Source organism: Kerstersia gyiorum (genome assembly GCF_004216755.1).
Taxonomy (GTDB): Bacteria; Pseudomonadota; Gammaproteobacteria; order Burkholderiales; family Burkholderiaceae_B; genus Kerstersia; species Kerstersia gyiorum.
Window position 1 is genome coordinate 1 of sequence record NZ_SGWZ01000005.1, and the last position, 26228, is coordinate 26228.

Annotated in this window: 20 protein-coding genes; 2 read left to right on the forward strand and 18 right to left on the reverse strand. The window is 63.8% G+C overall.

The genetic code is table 11. The features are described 5' to 3' along the window. Positions 1–1284: 1284 nt before the first annotated feature. From EV679_RS13920 to gltS, 14 genes are all read right to left on the reverse strand, one after another. On the reverse strand, positions 1285–2937 hold the full coding sequence (locus EV679_RS13920) for an AMP-binding protein (protein ID WP_130487542.1): 1653 nt from the start codon (positions 2935–2937) through the stop codon (positions 1285–1287). Positions 2938–2978: 41 nt separating this feature from the next. Continuing rightward, positions 2979–3542 (reverse strand): DUF4442 domain-containing protein, encoded by a 564-nt coding sequence (locus EV679_RS13925; RefSeq protein ID WP_242611502.1) that lies wholly within the window; start codon positions 3540–3542, stop codon positions 2979–2981. After that, positions 3539–4741 (reverse strand): acetyl-CoA C-acyltransferase, encoded by a 1203-nt coding sequence (locus EV679_RS13930; protein WP_130487543.1) that lies wholly within the window; start codon positions 4739–4741, stop codon positions 3539–3541. Before EV679_RS13930 ends, EV679_RS13925 begins: the two co-directional genes overlap by 4 nt. 13 nt (positions 4742–4754) lie before the next feature. Then, positions 4755–7154, reverse strand: a complete 2400-nt coding sequence (locus EV679_RS13935) for a 3-hydroxyacyl-CoA dehydrogenase/enoyl-CoA hydratase family protein (RefSeq protein ID WP_130487544.1) — start codon at positions 7152–7154, stop codon at positions 4755–4757. A 42-nt stretch (positions 7155–7196) separates the two neighbouring features. Then, positions 7197–8477, reverse strand: coding sequence for an OmpP1/FadL family transporter (locus EV679_RS13940; RefSeq protein ID WP_130487545.1), 1281 nt, complete (start codon positions 8475–8477; stop codon positions 7197–7199). Between the two features lie 88 nt (positions 8478–8565). After that, on the reverse strand, positions 8566–10500 hold the full coding sequence (locus EV679_RS13945) for a 3-hydroxyacyl-CoA dehydrogenase NAD-binding domain-containing protein (RefSeq protein ID WP_130487546.1): 1935 nt from the start codon (positions 10498–10500) through the stop codon (positions 8566–8568). After that, a complete protein-coding gene (locus EV679_RS13950) occupies positions 10497–11819 on the reverse strand; it encodes an acetyl-CoA C-acetyltransferase (protein ID WP_130487547.1) in 1323 nt (440 codons plus the stop codon). The genes EV679_RS13945 and EV679_RS13950 overlap by 4 nt, the downstream gene beginning before the upstream one ends. Then, complete coding sequence (locus EV679_RS13955) at positions 11816–14155, reverse strand: acyl-CoA dehydrogenase (RefSeq protein ID WP_207224937.1); 2340 nt, start codon at positions 14153–14155, stop codon at positions 11816–11818. The genes EV679_RS13950 and EV679_RS13955 overlap by 4 nt, the downstream gene beginning before the upstream one ends. Positions 14156–14183: 28 nt before the next feature. Beyond that, positions 14184–14849, reverse strand: coding sequence for a TetR/AcrR family transcriptional regulator (locus EV679_RS13960; RefSeq protein WP_165390064.1), 666 nt, complete (start codon positions 14847–14849; stop codon positions 14184–14186). A gap of 119 nt (positions 14850–14968) precedes the next feature. Continuing rightward, the gene (locus EV679_RS13965; protein WP_130487631.1) at positions 14969–15598 is read right to left on the reverse strand and encodes a LysE family translocator; all 630 of its coding nucleotides are present in this window, start codon (positions 15596–15598) and stop codon (positions 14969–14971) included. Between the two features lie 133 nt (positions 15599–15731). Further along, positions 15732–16439 (reverse strand): YggS family pyridoxal phosphate-dependent enzyme, encoded by a 708-nt coding sequence (locus EV679_RS13970; RefSeq protein ID WP_130487548.1) that lies wholly within the window; start codon positions 16437–16439, stop codon positions 15732–15734. Positions 16440–16495: 56 nt separating this feature from the next. After that, positions 16496–17122, reverse strand: a complete 627-nt coding sequence (locus tag EV679_RS13975; RefSeq protein WP_068371555.1) for a glutathione S-transferase family protein — start codon at positions 17120–17122, stop codon at positions 16496–16498. Positions 17123–17218: 96 nt separating this feature from the next. Further along, on the reverse strand, positions 17219–17770 hold the full coding sequence (locus EV679_RS13980) for a glutathione peroxidase (protein ID WP_068371081.1): 552 nt from the start codon (positions 17768–17770) through the stop codon (positions 17219–17221). A gap of 96 nt (positions 17771–17866) precedes the next feature. Next, on the reverse strand, positions 17867–19075 hold the full coding sequence (gene gltS, locus EV679_RS13985) for a sodium/glutamate symporter (protein ID WP_068371557.1): 1209 nt from the start codon (positions 19073–19075) through the stop codon (positions 17867–17869). A 371-nt stretch (positions 19076–19446) separates the two neighbouring features. Here gltS and EV679_RS13990 point away from each other — a divergent pair, with 371 nt between their 5' ends. Both EV679_RS13990 and EV679_RS13995 read left to right on the forward strand, forming a co-directional pair. After that, positions 19447–20826: an MmgE/PrpD family protein gene (locus tag EV679_RS13990; RefSeq protein WP_130487549.1), complete on the forward strand. Its 1380-nt coding sequence runs from the start codon at positions 19447–19449 to the stop codon at positions 20824–20826. Positions 20827–20956: 130 nt separating this feature from the next. Next, positions 20957–21799, forward strand: coding sequence for a phosphosulfolactate synthase (locus EV679_RS13995; RefSeq protein WP_068371087.1), 843 nt, complete (start codon positions 20957–20959; stop codon positions 21797–21799). 151 nt (positions 21800–21950) lie between these two features. On the opposite strand, the gene EV679_RS14000 is transcribed toward EV679_RS13995, so the two are convergent. From EV679_RS14000 to EV679_RS14015, 4 genes are all read right to left on the reverse strand, one after another. Next, a complete protein-coding gene (locus EV679_RS14000) occupies positions 21951–23303 on the reverse strand; it encodes a sulfate adenylyltransferase subunit 1 (RefSeq protein WP_083969596.1) in 1353 nt (450 codons plus the stop codon). Next, positions 23303–24298, reverse strand: coding sequence for a sulfate adenylyltransferase subunit CysD (gene cysD / locus EV679_RS14005; protein WP_083969597.1), 996 nt, complete (start codon positions 24296–24298; stop codon positions 23303–23305). The genes EV679_RS14000 and cysD overlap by 1 nt, the downstream gene beginning before the upstream one ends. Before the next feature lie 102 nt (positions 24299–24400). Further along, positions 24401–25153: a phosphoadenylyl-sulfate reductase gene (locus tag EV679_RS14010; protein WP_068371091.1), complete on the reverse strand. Its 753-nt coding sequence runs from the start codon at positions 25151–25153 to the stop codon at positions 24401–24403. Beyond that, entirely contained in the window at positions 25150–26217 is a 1068-nt protein-coding gene (locus EV679_RS14015; RefSeq protein ID WP_127773087.1) for a sulfate/molybdate ABC transporter ATP-binding protein, read from the reverse strand. The genes EV679_RS14010 and EV679_RS14015 overlap by 4 nt, the downstream gene beginning before the upstream one ends. Between the last annotated feature and the right edge of the window lie 11 nt (positions 26218–26228).

A 26228-nucleotide genomic window follows, 5' to 3' on the forward strand; every position in this document is an offset into this window, starting at 1 on the left:
AAACTCTTCAGTTCAATCTCTGTTGTTTACATATACCTTCCCGTTTCCGGGACGGAAATATGTCGCTTTGCTTTCAAAGGAAGTGAGGTATAAAAACCTTACTTCTTTCGTAGGCACTTGATAATTTTGGCATTCCCATTGCTGGGATCGCACACTCATTCCAAGCGCCCACACTTATCGGCTGTTAAGTTGTTAAAGAGCAGTTACTGCAAATTCGGTACTGAACTACTAAACTTCCTACTGCATCGCTTTCGCGTTTCGCTGATTTGCATCAGCAGAGAAACGAGATTATGAAGCAGTTTTTCAGGTTTGTCAACTCAGTTTCGTTTGCCACTTAGCGGCTATCCACTGAATCCCTACTTGAAAAACGCCGCCTGGGTAAACCCACCAGACCTCGTTTCCGGCCGCTTATCAGAACCACCCGCTAGGGTTAACCCTGAGTTACTAAGCAACCGAGCTAGAAACTATAACATGAAGTTTTGAAGCTTGTCAACACTTGCTGAACCTTTCTTCAAAACCCTGCCGAACCTGCTTCCCGCACCGCCTGGCCGTCCTCAAGGATCAAACCGCAGCGCCTGAAAACAAACTCCGTTTCCGGCCCCCGTCGAACTCCGCTTCGCTTTCCGAAGAATTTGTTGCGTCGCTCAACAGAAAACGAAATATAGCACGCTTTTCATCACCGTGTAAAACTTTTCGAAGAAAATCTTTTGTTCAGCCAAAAAAAGCTGTTCCGCCCCAGGGAAACGGGCCCTGGCGCCGCTGGCGCTGGCCACGATAGGAAGCCGTCCCCTGCTCTCTGGCACCAGAACGCCTGGCACGGGCCCTGGCTGCAGCGCTCAGCTGGTGGCAACGCATGGATAGCAACGGCCGTGCTTGTCCAGGTCCCTACTATATCCAGGCAAGCAAGCCCGAGGGGTCGCAGAGGCCACGGTAGCTTCATGCCATCTGCCAATCAAGGCGTACCCCAACCACCTGGGGCCATGGCGCTCTCGATATACCTGATGACCTATATATAGATGACCTGATCACCAGCAGGCCTATGCAAAGTGAGCCAACCCAAAGTGGAGCCACTGACGGCCTCCGGCTGCCGGGCTCACACCGGTCACCCCCTGCCTGGAACTATCCTGCTCGGATAGCCTGCCAGTGCCTACCCCGTCCATACCGACCTCTATATATAGACATACAGACAGCAGGCAGAACCCCGTGCTGGCAATACCATGCCTTGCATTGCCTCCTTCACTGTCCCTGGCCGGCAGGGTCCCCCTTGCCAGCCAGGGGGGAAACTCAGCGCAATTCCCGGCGCAGGATCTTGCCGACATTGGTACGCGGCAGGTCTTCGCGAAATTCCACGTGCTTGGGGATTTTGTAGCCGGTCAGTTGTTGGCGGCAGAAGGCGATCAAATCCTCTGCAGTCAGTGCCGGGTCGCGCCGGATGACGAAGAGTTTGACCGCTTCGCCCGAGCGCGGGTCCGGCACGCCAATGGCAGCCACTTCCTTTACGCCCGGATGCGTGGCCACGACATCCTCGATTTCGTTCGGATAGACGTTGAAGCCGGACACCAGGATGATGTCCTTCTTACGGTCTACCAGGAAGACGAAGCCCTTGTCATCCACATAGCCGATGTCGCCAGTGCGCAGGAACCCGTCCGGATAGAACGCCAAGGCAGTTTCTTCGGGCTTCTGCCAATAGCCCGACGTGACCTGGGGGCCGCGCACGCAGATTTCCCCCGCTTCGCCCACCGGCATTTCCTGCCCGTCGTCATTGCGGATGCTCAGTTCGGTCGACGGCAGCGGCAGGCCGATGGAACCTTTCACGTGGTGGCCATCCATCGGGTTGATGGTTACCGCCGGCGAGGTTTCAGTCAGGCCATAGGCCTGAACCAGCGGCGTACCGGTAATCTGGCGCCAGCGCTCGGCCACGACGCGCTGCACGGCCATGCCGCCCCCCAGCGTCAGCCGCAGCTGGGAAAAATCCAGCTTTTCGAACTCGGGATGGTTGAGCAAGGCATTGAACAGCGTGTTGACCCCGGTAAACGCCGTCATGCCGGAACTGCGCATGGTCTTGATGAGGCCGGGAATGTCACGCGCATCGGTCACCAGGACGTTGCGCGCGCCTATCTTCATGAAGATCAGGCAGTTCGCCGTCAGCGCGAAGATGTGGTACAGCGGCAAGGCCGTCACGATGCATTCCTTGCCTTCGCGCACCGCCGAACGAATCCAGGCATGCGCCTGGCAGACATTCGCCACCAGGTTGCCGTGCGACAGCATCGCACTCTTGGCCACGCCGGTGGTGCCGCCGGTGTATTGCAGGAAGGCCAGGTCGGCCGCGCCCAGCGTTGGCGGGTTGAAACGCTGGCCGGCACCACGGGCCAGCGCGTCGCGCAGCCACACGTGCCCCGGCAAGGACCACACGGGCACGCCTTTCTTGACCCGCCGGACCACAAAATTCACCAGCAGGCGCTTCATCCCCCCAAGCAGGTCGCCGACAGCAGTCACCACGACATGCTTGAGATGCTGGCGGTTCTTGATCTTGTCGAGCACATGGGCGAAGTTTTCGGCGATGACGATCGCCTTGGCCTGGGAATCGACCAATTGATATTCCAATTCCCTGGGCTTGTAGAGCGGGTTGCAGTTCACCATCACGCAACCGGCGCGCAGAATGCCGAACAGGCAAACCGGGTACTGCAACAGATTGGGCATCATCAACGCGACCGCGTCCCCCTTGCCCAGACCCTGGCTTTGCAACCACCCGGCAAAGGCGCGGCTCTGGCGGTCCAGTTCCGCATAGGTCATTTCCTTGCCCAGCGACACATACGCCACTTTGTTGGCGTAGCGCCGGCAGCTGTCCTCGAACAGATGAATCAGCGAATCGTATTCCGAGGTGTCCACCATGGGAGGAACGCCTTCCGGGTACTGCTCTAGCCAGATTTTCTCCACGATTGTCTCCTTTGTCCGCCAGCGGCTCCGCATGGAGCCCCTTATTGTGTGCTCTCGGCGTCGGCGCTGGCAGCCGCCTGCCTGGCTCCCAACTCTTTTTCCCGCTTTCTTTCCGCATAGTGCGCCCGCGTCGCAATGTACAACGTGCGCTCAACCGTGGCATATACCGTGCCCTGGGCATCGACCAGGTCCACGTTGTAGACGCGGATGGTCTCGTGTTCCTGGTCCAGCACCTGGCGGATGGATGCCACTTCGTCGTCCGTGACGCGGAAATCCGCATACAGCACCTGGTAGGCCGGCCGCCGGAAACGGATGGCGGCCTGCTTGTCCCAGATGATGACATCACGCCCCAGCCGCAGCGTCAGCAGCAGCGGGTGCGGCCCATCCGTCACGCCAAACAGCGAGCCGCCATAGATGGACCCCAACATATTGCGCGTGCGCCGCCGCCAGGGCAAGCGCACACGCATGCATGAAAGGTCAGGCTCGACATGCACGACCCGCCCCCCCATGCCCCGGAACCCGGGGTGCATATTGAAGCCCAGACGCACCGCCGGGGCGCGCCAGGCAAGAGGCAGGCGGCTCAGCCAGTCCAACGGCGTGCTCACAGCGCCTCGAATACGCCGGCTGCACCCATGCCAGTGCCTATGCACATGGTCACCATGCCGTACTTCCCGCCGGTACGGCGCAGGCCATGCGTCACCGTAGCGGTGCGGATCGCGCCGGTTGCGCCCAGCGGGTGCCCCAGTGCGATGGCGCCGCCCAGCGGATTGACGCGCTGCGGGTCCAGTTCCAGCTCGCGCATGACAGCCAGGGACTGGGCCGCAAACGCTTCATTCAGTTCGATCCAGTCAAGCTGCTCCTTGCTGATGCCAGCCTGGGCCAGCGCCCGCGGAATCGCTTCGATCGGGCCGATGCCCATGATCTCGGGCGGCACGCCGGCCACCGAATAACCGGCAAAGCGCGCCAGCGGCCGCAAGTTCAGCTGCTTCACCAGGCGTTCGGACATCAGCACGACGGCAGCCGCGCCATCGGACATCTGCGAACTGTTGCCTGCCGTCACCGAACCACGCACCGAAAATACCGTACGCAGACGCGCCAGCGCTTCGGCGCTGCTGTCCGGGCGCGGACCTTCGTCGCGATTCACCGTGCGCCGCGTCACTCGCGGTTCGCCGGTCTTGCGGTCACCAGGCCCATGGCTGACGATCTCGAAGGGAGAGATTTCCGCATCGAAATAGCCGGCTTCCTGGGCGGCCACGGCGCGACGGTGAGACTCCAGCGCGAAGGCGTCCTGGTCTTCGCGCGACACCTTCCAGCGCTGCGCGACTTTCTCGGCCGTCAGGCCCATGCCAAACGCCATGCCCAGGCGTTCATCACCATCGAAGATTGCCGGGTTGATGGAAATCTTGTTGCCCATCATCTGCGACATGATGCTCATGGACTCCGCGCCGGCAGCCACCATGACATCCGCTTCGCCCAGCCGAATACGGCTGGCGGCATCGGCCACGGCCTGCAGGCCGGAAGCGCAGAAGCGGTTGATGGTCAAACCCGGCACGACATTGGGCAAGCCGGCCAGCAGCAGCCCCATGCGGGACAGATTCATGCCCTGCTCGGCCTCGGGCATGGCGCAACCGGTAATGACATCGCCGATTTGCGCCGGATCCAGCCCCGGTACCTGGGTCAGCGCCGCGCGCAGCGCAGCCGCCAGCAGGTCGTCGGGACGGGTACGACCATACATCCCGCCCCGCTTGCCGACCGGCAGGCGGGTAGCGGCCACAATGTAGGCATCCTGTTTCTGCATACTCATGAATGCTCCTTGTTCAATTGCGCAACGGCTTGCCGGTTTCCAGGGTGTGGCGAATGCGTGCCAGCGTCTCCGGCGTGCGCAGCAGCGCCATGAATTCGCGTCGTTCCACGGCCAGCAGCCAATCCTCATCGACCTTCACACCGGTATCGACGTCACCGCCGCACAGGGCCACGGCGGCGGAATGCGCCACCTTGTAGTCGTGCGGGCTGATCATGCCGCCTTCCAGCATGTTGACCAGTTGCATGTCGAAATTGGCAATGCCGCTGCGGCCGGCCACAATCACCTGGCCCGGACGCGCCGGCACCCGGTGCCCGATTTCGGCCAGCGCGCGCGCACGGCGCAGGGCCGTCCACAGCAATTCGTCAGGATGGAAGATCACGGTATCTGTCGGTACGCCAAAGCCGGCCTCAATGGCCTGCAAGGCGCTCTTGGACACCTGGCCCATGGCGATGTTGCGGAACGCGGGCTGCAGATACGGGAAGACCTCGGCCGGCGTTTCGGTCTGCGCGGCCAGCCAGGCGGCGCGCACCGCGAACGCTTTGCTGCCGCCCCCAGCCGGAATCAAGCCGACCCCGGCCTCTACCAGCCCCACATAGCTTTCAAGCGCAAACACGCGGGCCGTGGCATGCATGGTGAATTCGCAGCCGCCGCCCAGCGCCATGCCCTGCACGGCGGCAACCGTCGGCACCTGGGCGTAATGCAAGGACAGCGATGCCTGCTGGAACTTGGCAACGGTCTGTTCCAGGCGCTCGAACTCGCCTGCCGCAGCAGCTTCCGCAACCTGCTTGAGGTTGGCTCCGACCGCGAACGGCGGCTCGTGCCAGAGCACCAGCGCGTCGCTGGTCTGCTCGGCCAACGCCACGGCCTGCAGCACGCCCTCCAGCACTTCGTCGCCGATGGTATGCATCTTCGACTTGAAGGATAGGATGGCAACCCCGGCGTCGACTTCCGGCAAGCGCCACAAGCGCACACCATCATTTTCCCAAAGGGTTTCCTGCACCTGGGCCGCAGCCGGATTTTGTCCGCCCAGCACGCGCTCGGGGAACAACTGGCGACGATAGACCGGCAAGGAGGACGGCGCCTCGATGCGGTGCTCGCGCGCCGAATAGGAACCTTCGGACGTATGCACGCCCCGGCGGCCCGGCTCCTTGGCCCACTGGGGCAGAGACGCCGTGCTCATGGTTTCCCCGCCGGCGATATCGGCTTCGATCGCCTGGGCGATTTCGTTCCAGCCTGCGGCCTGCCAGGTTTCCAGCGGCCCCAGGGCCCAGCCGAAGCCCCAGCGTATGGCCAGGTCGAGATCGCGCGCATTGGCAGCGATGCCGCCCAGATGGAACGCACTGTAGTGGAAGGTGTCGCGCAGCACCGCCCACAGGAAACGGGCCTGTGGATGCGCGCTGGCCCGCAGCGCGCGCAGGCGCTCGGCCGGATCGCGCTGCTTGAGGATGGCAGCGACTTCGTCGGCCACCTTGCCGGCCGACGGGCGGTAATCGCCCTGGGCCAGGTCCAACACCTGGATTTCACGCCCAACCTTGCGGTAGACGCCACGGCCGCTCTTTTGGCCCAGCGCCCCCTGTTCGATCAGGCCCTGCAGCCAGTCCGGCGCCTGGAAATAGGCATGCCAGGGGTCGTCGCTCGCGCCGTCACGCAAGGTGTTGATGACGTGTGCCAGCGTATCCAGGCCAACCACGTCGGCCGTACGATAGGTAGCGCTCTTGGGGCGGCCGATCAGCGGGCCGGTCAGGGCATCGACCTCATCGAACCCTAGCCCCAGCCGCGTCGTGTGGTGCATGGCTGCCAGCAGCGAAAACACCCCCACGCGGTTGGCGATGAAGTTGGGCGTGTCCAAAGCGCGGATCACTCCCTTGCCCATGCGGGTCGTCAGCCACGACTCCAGGTTATCGAGGACTTCGGGACTGGTTTCAGGAATCGCTACCAGCTCGACCAGCTTCATGTAGCGCGGCGGGTTGAAGAAATGCACCCCGCAAAAGCGCGGGCGCAATGCTTCCGGCAGCACCTGCGCCAGGGACGCAATGGACAGGCCCGAAGTATTCGATGCCAGGATGGTCTGCGGCCCGATATGCGGCGCCACGCGCCGGTACAGGTCGTTCTTCCAGTCCAGCCGTTCGGCGATGGCCTCGATGACGAGGTCGCACGACGACAGCTGGTCCAGGTGCTGGTCGTAATTGACCGGCGTGATATACGCCAGGCTGGCGGGGCTGGCCAGGGGCGCCGGTTCGAGCTTTTTCAGCCCGGCCAGCGCCTTGAGGGAAATCCCGCTGGGATCGCCCTCCTTGGCCGTCAGGTCGTACAGCAAGACCGGTATGCCGGCGTTGGCCAGATGCGCCGCGATCTGCGCACCCATCACGCCGGCCCCCAGCACCGCGGCGCGTTTGATATTGAACTTGCTCAAGCAACTCTCCTTAGTCATGCCGTGAATCGGATGGCCGCATCGTCAGAACCGGGTCGAAACCTGCACGCCGACGATATGGCCGCTGCTCTTGTAATCCCCCACCACGCGGCCCTGGGTCAGAACATTGCCGTTGTCGATGGGCGTGTCCTTCAGGTGCAGGTAGGTATAGCCCAGGTCAACCGTGGTGTTCGCACCGTGGCGGTACTGCACCCCAGTGGACAGCCACAGGCGGTTGTTGTCAGGCAACGAGGTCGGCCGGTATTCGGCACTGCGTACCGGCGACTGGTCGACTGCCACCCCCACCTTCCAGGTCCACTTCTCGTTCACGCGGTAGTTCGCTCCCAGCGCGAAGCGCCAGGTATCGCGGAACCGCAAGTCCAGCGAAGTCGTACGATTGATCGTGCCGCCGCTTTCAATATCGAGACGCGGAATACTGCTCCAGCCTGTCCACGATACATCACCCAGCAACGTCCAACTTGGGGTCAGATCATGAGAAATGCTCAACACGGCAGTATCGGGCAGATCGACGCTGGCATGCGCCGCGCCGCTGCCCACTTCGTTGCCGCGCAATTCGATATCCGTGCCGCCGCTGGCCGAATGCTTGATCTTGGAGCGGTAGGACAGGCCGATACGCGTTGACGCTGTCGGCTGGAAAATCACGCCTGCATTCCAGCCCCAGGCATCGCCATGCATCTTGACCTTGGCATCGCCTTCCATATAGCCCACGCCCGGTACCGGCACGACCTGCGCCAGGCGATAGGTGGCGTCTATCCGCTGCCAGTTGGCCCCCACCCCGATCGAGAAGTAATCATTGACCTTATAGGCAACCGACGGATTGATGTTGATGGTGCGGATTTCGAATTCACGCGAATGGAAGCGCCCGGCCCAATCATCCTCGTATTCGGTCTTCAAGCCGAAGGGCGCGCCCAGGCCGACGCCGGCGAACCAGCGGTCATTGATCTGCCACGACATATAGGCATTGGGCACGACGCCCCAGCTGCCCGCATCGCCGCCGTTGGAGGTACTGGGCGCGCCGCCCAGCGCCAGCGGGCCGCGGCTGAGCCCATTGTCGCGAAACTTGAACGACGGCCGGATGGCCGTGGCGCCGCCAGACACGTTCACGCCGGGCAGATACGTCATGCCCGCCGGGTTGAAGTAAATCGTACTGGCGTTCTCAGCGATCGCCGCCGAACCGGCATAGGCATTGCCCAGCCCGCTGGCGCTCTGTTCGAGCAACTGGAATCCCGCGCCATGGCTGGCCGTGGCAACGCCACCCAGTACCGCCAGGGAAAAAACGCGCCCTGTCAGATTGCGTGTTTTCATCTTCTGTCTCCTCGTCAATGACCAACCTTCGTTGGATTGGCCATAAAGAACCGGCCAGGCCGGGGCTTGTGCTGCGCCTGCTTTATTTTTATGGTGACAACATCCCTTGATGCCGCAAGGGCCCTCCGGTGAACGGGGCATAGCCCGTTCCGAAAATCATGCCGGCGTCGGCCAGATCGGCATCCGCCACAACGCCGGTATCCACCTGGCGACGTGCTGCATCAGCCAGCGTGCGGGCCAGCCGCGCCGCCAGATCGGCAGGCACCTGGCCTGCAGCCGGCTTGGTGGCCTTGCCGTCACGCCAGGGATAGAACCCTTCCCCGCTTTTGCGGCCCAGCTTGCCGCTGTCGATCTTCTGCTGCAGGCAGCGCGGCGGTTCGGCGTCGGGTGCCAGTTGCCTGCCTGCAGCCAGCGCCACGTCCAGGCCGACGGTATCTATCAGTTCTATCGGCCCCATGGGCATGCCGAATGCCGTCATGGCCGCATCTATCCCGGCCGGGCTGACGCCCTGATCAACATAACGCATGGCTTCCAGCATGTACGGCGCCAGCGCCGCATTGACCAGGAAACCTGGCGCGCTGCGCACCGGCAGAGGCAGCTTGCCGATCTGCGCCACGAAACCGCAGGCACGGGCTGCCGCCTGCTGGTGTTCTGCATCGCCATCGCGGGTGCTCACGACTTCCACCAGCGGCATGCGCGCCACCGGATTGAAGAAATGGATACCGATCAGGCGCTGCGGCCGTTGCAGGCACGAACGCAAGGCTTCCAGCGACAGGCTGGATGTGTTGGTGGCCAGCAGCGCATCCGGCCGCATGCGGGCTTCCAGCTGCCGGTACAGGGATTGCTTGGCTTCCAGGTTTTCGCTGATGGCCTCGATCACCAGGTCCGCCCTGGCCGCGCCATGGCCCGCCAGGTCGGGCACGAGGCGATCCAGCGCCGCCTGTTCGCGGCGCCTGTCCTTGAGCTTGCGGCGGTACAGCTTGGCGGCGCGCGCCAGCACCGGCGCAATCTGCTTCATGGACTGGTCCTGCAAGGTCACGCGCAGGCCCTGCAAGGCGCACCAGACAGCAATATCGCCGCCCATCACACCCGCACCGACAACGTGCACATGGCGTACGGGCGCCTGTCCATCAGTCTTGCCGTAGCTCTTGAGACGCTCCTGCAAGTGGAATACCCGCAGCAAATTGCGCGCCGTCTGCGACGCCAGGATGGAATCCACCAGCGCCGGCGCCTGCAATGCATTGCCATCGTGATGCGCCCACAGCGCCAGGATGGCGCGTGGTGCCGGATAGTGCCCTTGCGGGTCCTTGCTTTCCAGCTGGCGCTTTACCTGCCAGCGCACCAGACGGTTCAACGGCCAGGCGCCCAGCCAACTGCGCCAGCCGCGCACCCGCGCCACAGGCTTGCCGGACAGCACCCACTGCCGCGCCGCCGCCTCGCCGACCCGCTTAGGCACCCGCGCATCCACCAGGCCCAGCGCCGCTGCGCGCCTGGGGTTGACCCGACGGCCGGTCAGCATCATATCGAGCGCGGCCTGCGCGCCGATCAGGCGTGGCAGCCGCTTGATGCCGCCCCAGCCGGGAAATATGCCCAGCATCACCTCCGGCAGGCCCAGCCCGGTGCCCGGATCATCTATGACGATACGGTAGCGGCAGGCCAGCGCCAGTTCCAGTCCGCCCCCCAGGCAATGCCCCTGGATCAGCGCCAACGTGGGATAACGCACGGCGGCCAGGCGTTCGAACAGGTTCCAGCCGCGTGCCACGATGGCCTGGGCGGCGCCTTCATCGCCCATTCGCGAAAACTCGTCGATATCGGCCCCCACCACGAACCCGGTATTCTTGCCGGAACGGATGATCAAGCCCGCTGGCGGCTCCTTCTCCAGGATATCCAGCACTTCGCCCAGTTCCGCCATGACATCGGCCGACAGGGCATTGACCGCGCTGCCACGCCGGTCCAGCGTGAGCCAGGCCAGGCGTTGGGCATCGCGTTCCAGCGACCAATGCTGCCAATTCTTTTCCGTCATGCTGCCTCCTGCTGCGTCGCCCGGTGGCTGTCACCGGTGCCCAAGGCTTCCACCAACATGGCACCGCCCTGTCCGCCACCGATGCAGATCGAAGCCATGCCCCGATGCAGGCCACGCGCACGCAGGGCCTGCAGCAAATGCAGCACGATGCGTGCGCCCGATGCGCCGACTGGATGGCCGAGCGCAATCGCCCCGCCATCGACATTCAACCTTGTTTCGTCCAATTCGCCCCACGCGGCCGTTCCCAGGTGCTCGCGGCAGTAATCCTCGTCACGCCAGGCCGCCAGGCAGCCCAGGACCTGGGCCGCAAATGCTTCGTTAATTTCCCAGAGCTCCGGGCCATCCAGCCCCAGGCCCTGGCGCTGCAGGATAGGGGTCACGGCATGGACAGGCCCCAGGCCCATGCAGGCTGGGTCCAGGCCGGCCCACTGGCGGTCCACGATCCGGCCCAGGGGTTGCAGGTCCCATTTTTCCACCGCACGCTCGGATGCCAGCAACAGCACAGTGGCGCCATCGGTCACCTGCGAGCTATTGCCTGCCGTAATGCTGCCCCCCAGCCTATCGAATACAGGACGCAACCGCGCCAGCCGTTCCAGCGTGGAATCCGCGCGCACGCCGTCATCCTCCGCATAACTCTGGCCCTGGGCATCGACCAGCGGCGCCATCTCGGCCTGAAAGGCGCCGGCCTCGCGGGCGGCCAGCACCCGCTGATGACTGCGAGCCGAATAGGCATCCATCTCCGTGCGACTGATGCCAAAGCGCATGGCAATGTTCTCGGCCGTCTGCCCCATGGAAAGCCCCACGACAGGATCGGTCAGGCCCTTGAGCAAACCGATCACCGGCTTGAAGAAACCTGGCCGGAACTGCCCCAGCAGGCGCAGCTTCTGCCCCGTGGAGCGCGCCGCCATCCAGCGTGCCAGCCAGCGCGTCATTTCATCGGAAAACAGCAGCGGGGCGCGCGACAGCGCATCCACCCCGCCGGCCAGCACGAGTTCGGCGCGGCCAGCCTCGATATTGGTCATGGCGGAATCCAGCGCCTGCATGCCGGACGCGCAGTTACGCATCACAGTCCAGCCCGGCACCTTGTTGCCGCATCCCAGCCGCAAGGCGATCACGCGGCCGATATTGACTTCGTCAGGCGATGGCGCGGCGCAACCTATCACCACTTCATCCAGGTCAGTAGGAGCGAAGGGCTGGCGCAGCAGCAATTCGCGCCCGGCCTGCACGGCCAGGTCTGCCGCGCTGAACGGCCCCGGCCCGGTACGGACTTTCAGGAACGGCGAACGTGCGCCGTCCACGACATAGACAGGAGCACTCATGCACGGCCTCCCTGCGGCGCATCTTCAGCCGCCATGATATCGAAGGGGAAATCGTCCACCCGGACCACGATATCGCGCAGCGCGTCACGCTTGCGCAACAGGGCATATTCCTCGTCGCTGAGCGCGCCGGCCGCATGCGCCGCTTCGGTCATGTCGCGGACGTTGGCCAGCGGGTTGTCAGCCAGCAAGCCGCTTTTATCGAGCTGACGCAGCTTGAGCTGCACGGCGTCTGCCGCCAGCGTTGCCTGCAAGGCCTGTTCAATGGCGCCCACCGGTTCGTCGGACGATGCCGGCAGATAGCAGCCTACGGTCAGCCGTTCACGCGCCGCGCCCGGTTCCGTCAGCAGGCGCGCCACCTTCTGTCCCAGACGATCGCTGGGCGCGGAGAACGGCCGGCCCCAGAAGAACACCAGGCAGCGCAGGCAACCCGCCACGAAACGGTTGGGGAAGTTTTTCAGCAGACCGTCCATGGCCGCCTGGGCGCGGAACAGCGCATCCTGCATGGCCCAGTGCACCAGCGGCAGGTCTTCGGCCTGGCGGCCTTCGTCCTCATAGCGCTTGAGCACCGCACTGGCCAGGTACATCTGCGACAACACATCTCCCAGGCGGGCCGACAGGCTTTCGCGCCGCTTCAGGCTGCCGCCCAGGACCAGCATGGACATATCGGACAACATCGCAAAGGCGCTGGAAACACGGCCGAGCTGCTGATAATAGCGGCCGGTAGCGGCATCGGCCTTGCGCGGCTTGGCCGCCCAACGGGCCGCCGTCAGGCTGTGCCAGCCACTGCGCACCACGTTGCCAATGACGAAGCGGACATGGCCCCAAAAAGCACGGTCGAAATCATGCAACGCACGCTTGCCGTCGCTTTCGCGCACCGCCTGCATCTCTGCCAGCACATACGGGTGGCAGCGCGTGGCGCCCTGGCCGAAAATGATCAGGCTGCGAGTCAGAATATTGGCGCCCTCCACCGTAATGCCGATGGGCACCTGCTGATAGGCACGGCCCAGGAAGTTGGACGGCCCCAGGCAAATGCCCTTGCCGCCGATCACATCCATGCCGTCATTGACGACCTGCCGGGCGCGCTCGGTAACGTGATACTTGACGATACCGGAGGCAACCGAAGGCTTTTCGCCCAGGTCCACCGCCCCTGCCGTCATGACGCGGGCAGCTTCCGCCACGTAGGCATGGCCGCCGATGCGAGCCAGCGCTTCCTCCACGCCTTCGAAGCGGCCCACCGGCACGCCGAACTGGCTGCGCACGCGGGCATAGCCGCCCACGGCGCGCGCCGTCATGCGCGCCATCCCCGCATTCGAGGACGGCAGGGAAATCGAACGACCAGCTGCCAGGCACTCCATCAGCATGCGCCAGCCCTGGCCAGCCATCTTCGGGCCGCCGATAATGAAATCCAGCGGCATGAACACCTCGCGCCCCCGCGTAGGCCCGTTCATGAACATGGCATTGAGCGGGAAGTGGCGCCGGCCCGTTTCCACGCCGGGATGATTGGAAGGCACCAGTGCGCAGGTGATGCCGATATCCTTCTTGCTGCCCAGCAGGCCGTCCGGGTCATACAGACGGAACGCCAGGCCCAGGATGGTGCAGACCGGCGCCAGCGTGATGTAGCGCTTGTCCCAGGTCACGCGCATGCCCAACACTTCGCGGCCCTGCCATTCTCCCTTGCAGACCACGCCGTAATCCGGGATAGCAGCCGCGTCCGAACCGGCCCAGGGGCTGGTCAAGGCAAAGGCGGGGATTTCCTCGCCCGTCGCCAGGCGCGGCAGGTAGTGGTTCTTCTGTTCTTCGGTGCCATAGTGCAGCAGCAGCTCCGCCGGCCCCAGCGAATTGGGCACCATGACGGTCACCGACAGCGCCGATGAACGCGTGGACAGCTTGGTAATCACCTCGGAGTGCGCATAGGCCGAAAAACCCAGGCCGCCGTATTCCTTGGGAATGATCATGCCCAGGAAGCCGGCCTGCTTGATATAGGCCCAGGCTTCAGGCGAAAGATCGCCCGCATGGTGCGACACTTTCCAGTCGTCGACCAGCGCGCAGGCGCGCTCGACCTGGTGATCCATGAAATCCTGTTCCTCGGCCGTCAGGCGGGGCCGGGGAAAATCCAGCAGGCGGTTCCAGTCCGGGCGGCCGCGGAACAGCTCGCCTTCCCACCAGACCGTACCGGCCTCAAGCGCATCGCGCTCGGTTTCGGACATTTGCGGCAGGATTTGCCGGAAGCGATTGAGCAGCGGCCGGCTCAGCAGGCTGCGGCGCACACTGGGCACCCCCAGCAAAATGGCGCCCGCCACCACCAGCGCCAGCACGATCCATCCAATGACTTGCATGATTATGTCTCCAGCTTCTGATTGATTATTAGGGCGACTGCAATGGCGCCCTCAGCCCCCCGAGCAGGAAGCTCATCAGGCGCGGCAACAAATTGGCTTCTTCCTGCGCCGCGTCCTGGGCATTCTCCTGCCAGCCCATGACTTCGCGCAGTTCCTTCGTACCCGTCAAGGCAAAAGAGGCGGCGCCCAGCATGAACTGGAAACGCCATACGATTTCATCGTGCGGCACGCCCGGCAGGGCCTTGAGCAAGGCCTGCTTGTAGCGTTCCAGCACGTCGCTGTACTCCTGCGCGAACAAGGTGCGGATGAAGACGGTCGGCTCGGTCATGGAACGCTCGAGCAGTGGCCAGATGCCGGCCTTGTCCTGGCGGGCCAGACGAATCAGCGTGCCGAAAAAGGCATCGACAATTTGCGAAGCCTTGACCGGCTGGCCCGTCAGGCCCGCCTGCCGCTCCAGCTGTTCCAGCTGGTTCAGGCGCTCCTGGTTGAGCGCGCCCAGGCGGCGCTTGAGCACGGCCTGCACCAACCCTTCCTTGGAACCGAAGTGATAGTTGACGGCAGCCAGGTTCACACCGGCCAACGCGGTGATCTGGCGCATGGACGTCGCTTCATGCCCCTGCCTGGCGAACAGCGTTTCCGCCGCATCCAGCACCGCTTCAGGAGTGGGGGCCGCCACGCGGCCCATCTCGTTGATGACTGCTGACACCGTTCTTTCACCTGTTTCAAACGTTTGTTTGAATTATGGCGATACGAAACGCGCGCAGCCATGCTGGTTTACCCTGCGCCGCACTGCAACATTTTTACGGAAACGTATTAATCCCGCCCGGAAAACGCCAGCTTGAACGCCAACGCCACGAAAACCACGCCCGCGCCTCGGTTCATCCAGACCTGCACCTCGGGCGAGCGCCGCAGCAAATCTCCCAGCCGCCCCGCCAGCAGGGCAATCGCGCCGAACACCAGCAGGGCCGCCAGCATGAACAGCGCCCCCAGGGAAATAAGCTGCCCGGTCACGCTGCCCTGGCCTGGCGTTACGAATTGCGGCAGGAAGGCCAGGAAGAACAAGGACACCTTGGGATTACCGATATTCATCAGAATGCCGCGCCGGTAGAGGGCCCAGCCCGTCAGGCCCACGCCTTGCCCCACGCCGCCAACATCCTTCGCATGCGCGAAGGCTTGCCAGGCCAAATACAGCAGATAAGCCGCGCCGCAAAGCTTCAAGATAATGAATGCCAGTGTCGATGCCTGGAACACCACCGCCAACCCGAGCGCAACGGCGGCGGTATGCACCACCAGGCCGGAACACAATCCCAGCACCAGGCGCATGCCAGCGCGCCACCCTGCCGTGGCCGATTGCGCCAGCACACACAAATTGTCCGGCCCCGGCACCAGTGCCAACACCACTGCCGTTCCAAAGAACGACAGCGCCACATCCATAGACAGCATCATTACATCCATTGCGGCGCGCCCGCTGCGCGCCAGGTAGGCCGGCCCCATGGCACCGGCTGGTTCATTCCCGCCTTCTCAGGCCCTGCCCGCCATTGCTGCACGGGAAAGCCCGCCGCGACACGCGGCAGGTTCAGGCCCGTGAATAGTCTCGCCCGCCGAACAACAGTGAACCAATGCGCACTTCGGTCGAACCTTCTTCGATGGCCATTTCAAAATCGCCGCTCATGCCCATGGAGAGCCGCGCCAGCGACACCCCCGCCGGCGCGGACGGCGCCAGTTCGTCACGCAGCTGGCGCAGGCGCCGGAAACAAGCACGCACCTGTTCCGGGTCGGGATCGTTGACGGCCAGCGTCATCAACCCCTGGATATGCAGGCGTGGCGCCTGTTCCGTCACTTCGCGCAGAAACGCCGCCACGGCTTCGGGCGCCATGCCGAACTTGCTGGGTTCGGATGACGTCTTGACCTGAACCAGTGCATCCATTTCGCGGTTTTCGATTTCCAGACGCTTTTGCAACGCCAGTGCCAGCTCGATGCGATCCAGCGACTGGATCTCGTCAGCCAGCCTGGCGGCTTCCTTGGCCTTGTTGGTCTGCAAGTGGCCGATCATCACCCAGCTGATACCGCAATCCGCCAGCGGCTCGCTCTTGGCCTTGATTTCCTGGGTTTTGTTTTCGCCAAGGCGCCGAAGGCCATGCGCGGCGGCTTCTCGCAGCACATCGACACTGAAAGTCTTGCTGACGGGCAACAGGGTGACGCTACCCGGCGCACGCCCGGACCGTTGTTCGGCCGCGGCAATGCGGGCCCGGATATGCGCCAGGTTATCAGGGGAAAAAAGCATAGATCAGACCAGAAACCATTCAACAACAACACCCGCCCGGACAGGCATCCGGGCGCTCAACGCAACGACAATCCTTCCAGCAACCGCAGGCCCTCGCGCTGTTGCAGGCGGGCATACCAGGCATCAACGTGGGGCAGCGACGGCAGCGAACCTGGCACCGTATGCAAGGCCTGCAGCAAAGTAGCCAGCGGAATGTCGCCCATGCCGAAGCGCTCACCGGACAGATAGGGCTGCCCGCCCAGCGCAGCGTCGACAATGTGCAGCAAGGCCGCAGCCTGCTCGCGCCCGCGCTGGATCTCAGTCTCGCTGCGCTGTTCAGGCGTGGCTCGCACGCTGTTCCAGAAAATGTCACGGAACGGCGCCACGAACGTGGTGGACGTCCAGTCCATCCATTTGTCAGCCGCCGCACGCGCCTGCGCACCATCCGGCAGCAGACTGCCCTGGCCATGGACATCGGCCAGGTAGCGCACGATGGCATTCGATTCCCACAGCACGAAACTGCCCTGTTGCAGGCAGGGCACCAGGCCATTGGGATTGAGGCGCAGGTACTCGGCATCACCAACCACGCCGAACGCCCCGCCGGCATCCACGCGACGGTAGTCCAGGCCCAATTCAGCCAGCGCCCAGATGACCTTGCGCACATTGCTGGAGCTGCTGCGCCCCCAAAGCGTGAGTTCACTCATAATGTCCATCCCCGGAAACGATTCAGGCGCCGGACCCGCCCGGCGCCTGTTCCTGAAGCCTTGTTCCGGCCACTTGGCCGGCGGCGGCAACGTCCGTCAGGCCAGCGCGGCGTCGATGGCCTGGCGCAGCGCGGGATCGTCCGGCGCGATGTCGGGCGCGAATCGGCCGATGACCTCACCGGAGCGCGACACCAGGAATTTTTCGAAATTCCAGGTAACGTCGCTGGGCTCGGCCGACAGCAGATTGCGGTCTGCCAGGCGCTGGCGCAGCGTGCCATCGGGCTTCTGCTGCGCCGCCGGACGGGCGGCGATCAGCGCTGCATACAGAGGGTGGCGGCCGGCGCCGTTGATCACGACCTTGGCAAACAGCGGGAAACGCACGCCGAAAGTCCCTTCACAGAACGTCTTGATTTCATCGGCAGACCCCGGCTCCTGGCCGGCGAAATCATTGCAGGGAAAGCCCAGCACTTCCAGGCCCTGCTCCTTGTACTGCTCGTAGAGAGACTCCAGCCCCGCGTACTGCGGGGTAAGGCCGCACTGGGACGCCACATTGACGATCAGCAGCGCCTTGCCACGGTAATCGCCCAACGTTGCCGCGCTGCCATCCAGGCGCTGCAAGGGAATATCGTAAATCGACTTCTCGCTCATTCGGAAACTCCTGTCTTGTCGCCCCCGGCATTATCCGTGGCCACTGCCATCAGGCCGCCATGCGGCCAACCTGTCGAGAATACGGGAAGCAGTCTGTCAAATCAATGCCGTGATAATCATGGCGTTGACCAGATCAATGAAAAACCCACACACCAGCGGAACGACGATGAACGCCCGGTGTGCCGCCCCGTATTGCTGCGCCACCGCCGTCATGTTGGCAATGGCCGTGGCAGTAGACCCCAGGGTGATGCCGCCGAACCCGGCCGCCATCACCGTAGCCTCGTAGTCCTTGCCCATCAGGCGGAAGACCACGAACAGCGCGTACACCACCGTCAGGAAAATCTGCACCACCATCACGACGGCAATGAAGCCGAAGACGCCCTGGAGCTCCCAGAGCTGCAGGCCCATCAACGCCATCGTCAGGAACAGGCCCAGGGTGACGTCGCCCAGCAGCGCCAGCGCCTTGGTGGTGCCAGGCAGGCTGCGCGTCGGGTCGCGGCGTATCGTGAGCGCCGGAATATTGCGGATCAGGATGCCTGCCATCAAACAGCTGACGAAGGTCGGCAGCGTCAGGCCCAGCTCCTTCAGCGCAGCATCCAGGCTCCAGCCGATCAGCAGCGCGCAGTTCAGCAGGAACAAGGCCCACAGCACACTAAAATAATCCAGTGGCTCCGCCCGGCCCTGGTTGACCGCGCCTACGTCCAGCCTGCGGCTGCCCGAAGGTTTCACGCCATGACGGCGGATCAGCCAGGTAGCGATCGGGCCGCCGACCACGCACGCCGCGATCATGCCCACGGTATTGCCCGCAATGCCCAGCTCCATGGCATTGGGAATGCCCAGCTTTTCAATGAAGATCGGGCTCCAGGCCAGCGTCGTGCCTATGCCGCCGGTCAGGGAAATCGAACCGACCATCAGCCCGGCGCGCGGGTCCAGCCCGAACAGCGCCGCCAAGCCCATACCCGCAACGTTCTGCAGCACGATGAAGACCGACGCGAGGATCAGCAGCAGTACCAGCGGCCAGCCGCCGCGCTTCAAGGTACGCATGTCCGACTTCAGACCGATGCCGGCAAAGAAGTACAGCAGGAGCAGTTCGCGCACGCCCAGCGCAAACTGGATGCGGATATCCAGGACGTAATAGGCCAGCGCCACCACGACCGCACAGCAGAAACCGCCAACGACAGGCTCCGGAATGCTGTAGTGCCGCAGCAAGGCGATACGCATGGTCGCGAGCTTGCCAATGAACAACAACAAGATGGCAATCGTGAAGGCGACGAATGCGCTGACCTGCAAGACTCCGGTATCCATGACACCCCGGCCCGAAATGGAAAAATGCAGTGTATCCCCGGCGCTGCGCAAAAACGCGGGGGATTTCCTTTTCTGCAACAGAAAGCGCTCATGAAACGTCAGCGGACGCCAGGCAGCCAGGAAAAGCTGGCAAGACGCACCTGTTTCTGGCGGCGGGCAGCCCGGTTGCAGGGCTGTAATACCTGCACTGACAGTAGCGCTTTAATCAATAATCAATCTCATTACATATACAATCCTTTCAACGCTTCACCCTGCCATGACCGGCAACCGCTACTGCGCCATGCATTACATCATCGCCTTCACTACACCGCATTCCTGTTGCTGACCCGCTCCGCTACGGTGCGGCCCATGGTTTCTCACAAGGAAATATCATGACGGAAGTTGCACAGCTAGCCAGTTTTGTCCACCGCGCCCGCTTTGAAGACATCAGCGCCGCTGCGGTACAGGAATTGAAGATCCGCATTCTGGACACCGTCGGCGTCGCCATTGGCGCCCAGGATGCGCCCCCTATCCAGACCATACGCAGCCTGCTGCACGACCTGGGCGGCAACCCCGCGGCAAGCTACCTTGGCGGCGGCCAGGGCTCGGCCGACCGCGTGGCGTTCTACAACGCCGCGCTCAGCCGCTACCTGGACTACATGGACGCCTATCTCGCCAAGGGCGAGACCAACCACCCCTCTGACAACCTGGGCGCCGTCCTGGCCTGCGCCGAAAGCGCCGACGCCAGCGGCAAGGATCTCCTGACGGCGCTGGCCGTCGCCTACCAGGTGCATACCCGCCTGTCGGATGTCGCACCGGTACGTGCCAAGGGCTTCGACCACACCACGCAAGGCGCCTATGCCGCCGCAGCGGCCAGCGCCAAGGCGCTGGGCCTGGATGCCGGGCAGATTGCCAACGCCATTGCCATTTCCGGCACCGCCAATAATGCCCTGCGTGTCACGCGCACCGGCAATCTTTCGCACTGGAAAGGGCTGGCCTACCCCAACACCGCCAAGGAAGGCGTCTTCGCCGCCCTGCTGGCCAGCCGTGGCATCACCGGCCCGGAAGCCGTGTTCGAAGGCAACAAGGGATTCAAGGACAGCATTGCCGGGCCGTTTGACATCGACTGGCTCGCCGAAGACCTCGAAAGCGTACGGCGCACCATCCTCAAGAAACACAACGCCGAAATCCACTCGCAATCCGCGCTGGATGCCGCGCTCGATATCCGCGCACGGCCCGGCTTCGATGCTCACGCAATCAGCAGCGTCAGGCTGCGCACCTTCGACGTCGCCTTCTCCATCATCGGCGGCGGCGAGGAAGGCGACAAACAGAACATCCGCACCAAGGAAGAAGCAGATCACTCGCTGCCCTACATGCTGGCGGCCGCCTTGCTCGATGGCCAGGTGCTGCCAGAACAGTACGAACCGGAGCGCATTGCCGCCGCCGACATCCAGGCGCTGCTGCGCAAGGTCCACATTTCGCCCGACCCCGCGTTGTCGGCCCGTTTCCCCCAGGAAATGCCCGCCGAACTGGAAATCACCTTCGCCGACGGCCGGATAGAACGCGCCACGCGCAACAGTTATGAAGGCTTTCATACCCAGCCCATGAGCTGGGAAACAGCGCGCCGCAAATTCGACCTGTTGGCCGCCCCTTTCGCCAGCGCCGACCTGCGCGAACGCCTGGCCGGGCTGATCGCCACGCTGGAAACGCATAGCGCCCGCGACCTGGCCGGCTTGCTCGCCCAGGTGCCGGCCACGCGCCATACCGTATGACGCCCAGGCCCGCCCTCGACTGAGCGGGCGGGCTACGGCTACGGCTACGGCTACGGCTACGGCTACGGCTACGGCTACGGCTACGCAAGATTTTCACTCGCTGTTCCTTCGTTTCGAAAAGGAGATTGCCATGAGCAAACCGACGTCGCAGGAAACCGCATTTTCCTTCATCCCCCGTGCCTACCGCCCGCCCAAGCCGCGCAAGTTCGGCCTGACGGAAGCACGCGCGCCCTACTATGCCACCTTCGGCACCCGCCATCTGGCGGACGTGCTGGATGTCGCCGGGCAATGGGTCGATGGCATCAAATGGGCCGGAGGCTCCTTCGCCCTGCTGCCCCGCGAACAGGTACGCGCCTTCAGCGATCTGGCGCACCAGCACGACGCTTATGTGTCGTCCGGCGGCTGGATCGAAACCGCGCTGCGTTATGGCCCGGAAGCGGTGGAAAAGTATCTCAAGGAAGCCAAGGAATCAGGCTTTGACGTGATCGAAATTTCCACCGGTTTCATCTCCATTCCGACTTCCGGCCTGCTGCGCCTGATCGAACAAGTGAAGAAGGCTGGGCTGAAAGCCAAGCCGGAACTGGGCATCCAGTTCGGCTCCGGCGGAGACTCCAGCGAAGCCGAACTGGCAGCCGAAGGCAAAAAAGATGTCGGCGACCTGATCGCCCGCGCCCGCAAGGCGCTGGATGCCGGGGCCGACATCATCATGATCGAGTCCGAGGGCATCACCGAGAACGTTGTTGACTGGAACACCGGCGCCGTCGCCCGGATCATCAACGAAGTCGGCCTCGAACACGTCATGTTCGAGGCCGCCGACCCACCGGTATTCGAGTGGTACATCAAGAACTATGGCAACGAGGTGAACCTGTTCGTCGACCATAGCCAGGTACTGCAACTTGAGGGCCTGCGCCAGAACATCTGGGGCAACAAGAGCACGTGGGGCCGCATCATCAACCCTGCGCCGCGCAGCTAAACCCGCCGCCCGCCTGCGCTTGCGGCCTGCACCGCAACGCGGGCGCCGGCCGGGCCGGCCCCACCCCTGCCATCGCAGTCATACCCAGAGACGCCTCCCCCAGAAGCGCCTACCCCCTTAACGCCTCCGGCAGAGACTGCTGGGCAGATACCTAAGCCAGGCGCACCATGCCCGCCGCAGCCGTCTGGTTGCTGGCCTCGTCGATCAGGATGAAAGCGCCATTGCCAGGATTGGCTGCGTAATCGTCCAGCGGCAGGGGGTCCCGCACCGCCAGGCTGACACGGCCGATTTCATTGGCCTGCAAAGGTTCGCCGCCTGTCACTTCCGCCAGCTCATGGATGTCGCGGCGCGACAGGATTTCCTTCACCTTGACCGACGTCAGGCGGCTGCCATGCTTGAGCAGATAGCGGCGCGCCGGATTGAGTGCCTGGGTATCCAGCCAGCAGATATCTGCCTCGAAAGCCCGCTCCACCCTGGCTGGCGCATGTGCATGCACCAGCAGATCGCCCCGCGACACGTCGACATCCCGATCCAGCACCACCGTCACGGCGTCCCCCGCCAGGGCTTCCTGGCGTGGCTCGCTGCCCAGGTAAATCGCCTGGACGCTGGCCGTCACGCCCGAAGGCTGCACCTGCACGGCATCGCCAACCCGCAGCTCGCCCGAAGACACCAGCCCCGCATAGCCCCGGAAATCCTCCACGCTGCTACCGCCATGGCGTATCACCCATTGCACCGGCAGACGCAGCGGCCGCTGGCGTGCAGGCGCATCCACCGGCAAGGACTCCAACAAATTCAGCAAGGTCGGGCCGTCGTACCAGGGCGTACGCGCCGAGGCCGTCACGACATTGTCGCCCTTGAGCGCCGACAGCGGCAGTGCATGGAAGGACGGGATGTCCAGGCGGCGCGCCAGCTCGGCATAGGCATCGCGAATACGCTCGAAGGTATCGCGGTCCCAGCCCAGCAAGTCCATCTTGTTGACGGCCACGATGATATGGCGAATGCCCAGCAGGCGCGCAATGGCGCTGTGGCGCTTGGTCTGGGTCAGCAGCTTGCCGTCTGCCGCGCGCGTGGCGTCGATCAGGATGATGGCGGCATCGGCAGTCGAAGCCGCAGTGACCATATTGCGGGTGTATTGCTCGTGGCCAGGCGCGTCCGCCACGATGAACTTGCGCCTGGGCGTGGCGAAATAGCGGTACGCCACATCAATCGTGATGCCCTGCTCGCGCTCGGCTTCCAGGCCGTCTGTCAGCAACGCCAGATCAGGGGCGTCACCTTCGGTACGCTTGTACTTGGCGCGCGCGATGGCATCGAGCTGGTCGGCAAAAACGCCCTTGCTGTCGAACAGCAAGCGGCCGATCAGGGTGGACTTGCCGTCATCAACCGAACCTGCCGTAACGAAGCGCAGCACGCCGCCATCGGCGGGGCTGCTGTCACCTGCCTGGATGACCGGGAGAGCAACAGTGTCGGCCGCCCGGTCCAGAATCACGCTGGAACTATCGCTCATCAGAAATACCCCTCTTTTTTTCGGCGCTCCATGGAGGCCTCGGAAGTCTGGTCGTCCATGCGCGTCGCGCCGCGCTCGGTAATGGTGGTCACGGAGGTTTCGGCGATGATGCCGGCCACGTCATCGGCTTCCGACGCCACCGGGCAGGTACACGAAATATCGCCTACCGTACGAAAGCGCACGGATACGGTCTCTACCGTTTCCCCTTCGGCTGGCGGCGTCAGGCGCGTCACCGGCACCAGCAGGCCGCGCCGGCGCACGACTTCGCGCTGGTGGGTAAAGTAGATGGAAGGCAGCGCCAGGTTCTCGCGCGCGATGTACTGCCAGACGTCCAGCTCCGTCCAGTTTGAAATCGGAAACACGCGCATGTTTTCACCCTTGTGGACACGCGTGTTGTAGAGATTCCAAAGTTCGGGACGCTGTGCCTTCGGGTCCCATTGGCCGAACTCATCACGGAAGGAGAAAATGCGTTCCTTGGCTCGCGCCTTTTCCTCGTCGCGGCGGGCGCCGCCGATGCAGGCATCGAAACCAAACTCTTCGATGGCTTCCAGCAAGGTGACGGCCTGCGCCGCATTGCGCGAATCCGTTTCCTTGCGCAGCACCACGCTGCCGCGCCGGATGGAATCCTCCACGCTGCGCACGATCAGGGTTTCACCCAGTTCTGCGGCACGGACATCGCGGAACGCGATCACCTCATCAAAGTTGTGCCCGGTGTCGATGTGCATCAACGGGAAGGGAAAAGCGCCAGGGCGAAAGGCTTTTTCAGCCAGGCGCAGCAGCACGCAGGAATCCTTGCCGCCGGAAAACAGCAGCACCGGACGCTCGCATTCGGCCGCCACCTCGCGCATGATGTGAATGGCTTCGGATTCCAGCCAATCCAGGTGGCTGCGGGAGACGGACGCCGCATCGGGCCTGTCTGCCGCCCCTCGCAATTGGCCGGCATGGATAGCCGGGTTGCCCTGTGGGGCAGGGCTTGCGCTAGTGCTGATAGTCATAGTACCTCTGGGGAATAACGCCGGCCCGAAGGCTGAAACAGCCGCGCCCAGGGGCGGCGGCGCCTGCGGCTCCGATAAAACTCGCCGGGCCCGGGAACCGGGTCATGGCGACGAAACAAAAGACACGCTGCCGGCCGGCCGATTGCCCGCATGCAGCCCGCACTCCTTGGAATCCGAAGACTCCCACCACCAGCGGCCGGCCCGCACATCCTCGCCAGGCCGTACCGCGCGCGTACAGGGTTCGCACCCTATCGAGGGATAGCCCTGGTCATGCAGCGGGTTGTAGGGAATCCTGCGCTCGCGAATACTTTCCCAGACATCGTCCAGTGTCCATGCCGCCAGCGGGTTGAATTTCACCAGCCCGAATACCGGGTCCTGTTCCTGCTCGTGCAGCTCGCCACGCGTCGTCGATTGTTCGCGGCGCTGGCCGGTGATCCAGGCGGAGCGGCCCGCCAGCGCACGGCGCAGCGGTTCCACCTTGCGGATCTGACAGCAGGCCTTGCGCAGTTCCACGCTTTCATAGAATGCGTAGGCGCCATGCTCGGCCACATGGGCCACGACCGCGGCCTCGTCGGGCCGGTAGACGTCCGGGCTGCGACCATAGCGCGCCTGCATCACGTCCAGCATACCCAGCGTTTCAGCGTGCAGGCGGCCGGTATCCAGCGTGAACACCCCCAGCGGCAGGCCGCCCTCATAAATGGCATGCGCCAGCACCATGTCCTCGGCGGCCAACGATGAGGCAAGGGCCGCATCCGGGAAATGCCGGGCGATTGCCGCCAGGCTATCCTGCAGGCGCTGCCAGCGCAGCGCTTCTGCCGCGCCTGCCGTCCTTGGAGTCAGGTGCGGGTCGCTCATGCCGAATCGCGCGCGAAGATCCGCGCATGGCGCGGACGGGCCAGCAGGACTTCGCCTTCCCTGAGATTCAGTTCACGGAACAGGCCTTCCGGCACCTGCGCCTCGATGAGCTGATCGCTGCCTTCGCGCGACAGTTCGAGAAAGGCGCTGGGGCCAGCCAGGTAGGCATGATTGAGCCGTACCGCCAGGCCTTCGCCGCCCTCTGCGTACGGCAGCACTTCCACTTCGTGCGGCCGCACATAGGCCGTGGCGGCACGCTCGTTGCCACCGCCGAACTCGGGCGCGGGCAAAGTCCAGCCGTCCAGGCGCCAGACGCCATTGGCGGCCACACCCTGGAACTGGTTCACGTCGCCCAGGAAGCCATAGACAAAGGGCGTGGCCGGCGCTTCCCAGACTTCCCTGGGCGACCCGACCTGTTCAATCTTGCCGGCATTCATCAGCACGACCCGGTCGGACACTTCAAGCGCTTCTTCCTGATCGTGGGTGACGAACACGCTGGCGACATTCAATTCGTCATGCAGGCGCCGCAGCCAGCGGCGCAGTTCCTTGCGCACCTTCGCATCAAGCGCGCCGAAGGGCTCGTCGAGCAGCAGGACACGAGGCTCCACCGCCAGCGCACGCGCCAGCGCGATCCGCTGGCGCTGCCCGCCTGACAATTGCGACGGGTAACGATCGGCCAGCCAATCCAGCTGCACCAGTTCCAGCAAGGCCTTGACGCGGGCGCGGATGTCATCTTCCGAAGGGCGCTGGGCGCGTGGCCGCACACGCAGGCCGAACGCGACGTTCTCGAACACCGTCATGTGCTTGAACAAGGCATAGTGCTGGAAAACGAACCCGACGCGGCGCTGGCGTACATTGACGTCCGTGGCATCCTCACCGGAAAACAGCACGCTGCCCTCGTCCGGCGTATCCAGCCCGGCGATGATGCGCAGCAGCGTGGTCTTGCCGCAGCCGGACGGGCCGAGCAAGGCGACCAGCTCGCCAGTTTCGATATGCAGCGAGACATCGTTCAGGGCGCGGAAATCACCGAAACGCTTGGACAGGTGGCGAACTTCGATACTCATGTATGACTCCT

Excerpts from the sequence above, each read along its gene's own strand:
- EV679_RS13930 (WP_130487543.1), bottom strand. The coding sequence starts at position 4,741 with ATGAGTATGCAGAAACAGGATGCCTACATTGTGGCCGCTACCCGCCTG.
- EV679_RS13940 (WP_130487545.1), bottom strand. The coding sequence starts at position 8,477 with ATGAAAACACGCAATCTGACAGGGCGCGTTTTTTCCCTGGCGGTACTG.
- EV679_RS13945 (WP_130487546.1), bottom strand. The coding sequence starts at position 10,500 with ATGACGGAAAAGAATTGGCAGCATTGGTCGCTGGAACGCGATGCCCAA.
- EV679_RS13950 (WP_130487547.1), bottom strand. The coding sequence starts at position 11,819 with ATGAGTGCTCCTGTCTATGTCGTGGACGGCGCACGTTCGCCGTTCCTG.
- EV679_RS13955 (WP_207224937.1), bottom strand. The coding sequence starts at position 14,155 with ATGCAAGTCATTGGATGGATCGTGCTGGCGCTGGTGGTGGCGGGCGCC.
- EV679_RS13965 (WP_130487631.1), bottom strand. The coding sequence starts at position 15,598 with ATGCTGTCTATGGATGTGGCGCTGTCGTTCTTTGGAACGGCAGTGGTG.
- EV679_RS13970 (WP_130487548.1), bottom strand. The coding sequence starts at position 16,439 with ATGCTTTTTTCCCCTGATAACCTGGCGCATATCCGGGCCCGCATTGCC.
- EV679_RS13975 (WP_068371555.1), bottom strand. The coding sequence starts at position 17,122 with ATGAGTGAACTCACGCTTTGGGGGCGCAGCAGCTCCAGCAATGTGCGC.
- EV679_RS13980 (WP_068371081.1), bottom strand. The coding sequence starts at position 17,770 with ATGAGCGAGAAGTCGATTTACGATATTCCCTTGCAGCGCCTGGATGGC.
- gltS (WP_068371557.1), bottom strand. The coding sequence starts at position 19,075 with ATGGATACCGGAGTCTTGCAGGTCAGCGCATTCGTCGCCTTCACGATT.
- EV679_RS13990 (WP_130487549.1), top strand. The coding sequence starts at position 19,447 with ATGACGGAAGTTGCACAGCTAGCCAGTTTTGTCCACCGCGCCCGCTTT.
- EV679_RS13995 (WP_068371087.1), top strand. The coding sequence starts at position 20,957 with ATGAGCAAACCGACGTCGCAGGAAACCGCATTTTCCTTCATCCCCCGT.
- EV679_RS14000 (WP_083969596.1), bottom strand. The coding sequence starts at position 23,303 with ATGAGCGATAGTTCCAGCGTGATTCTGGACCGGGCGGCCGACACTGTT.
- cysD (WP_083969597.1), bottom strand. The coding sequence starts at position 24,298 with ATGACTATCAGCACTAGCGCAAGCCCTGCCCCACAGGGCAACCCGGCT.
- EV679_RS14010 (WP_068371091.1), bottom strand. The coding sequence starts at position 25,153 with ATGAGCGACCCGCACCTGACTCCAAGGACGGCAGGCGCGGCAGAAGCG.
- EV679_RS14015 (WP_127773087.1), bottom strand. The coding sequence starts at position 26,217 with ATGAGTATCGAAGTTCGCCACCTGTCCAAGCGTTTCGGTGATTTCCGC.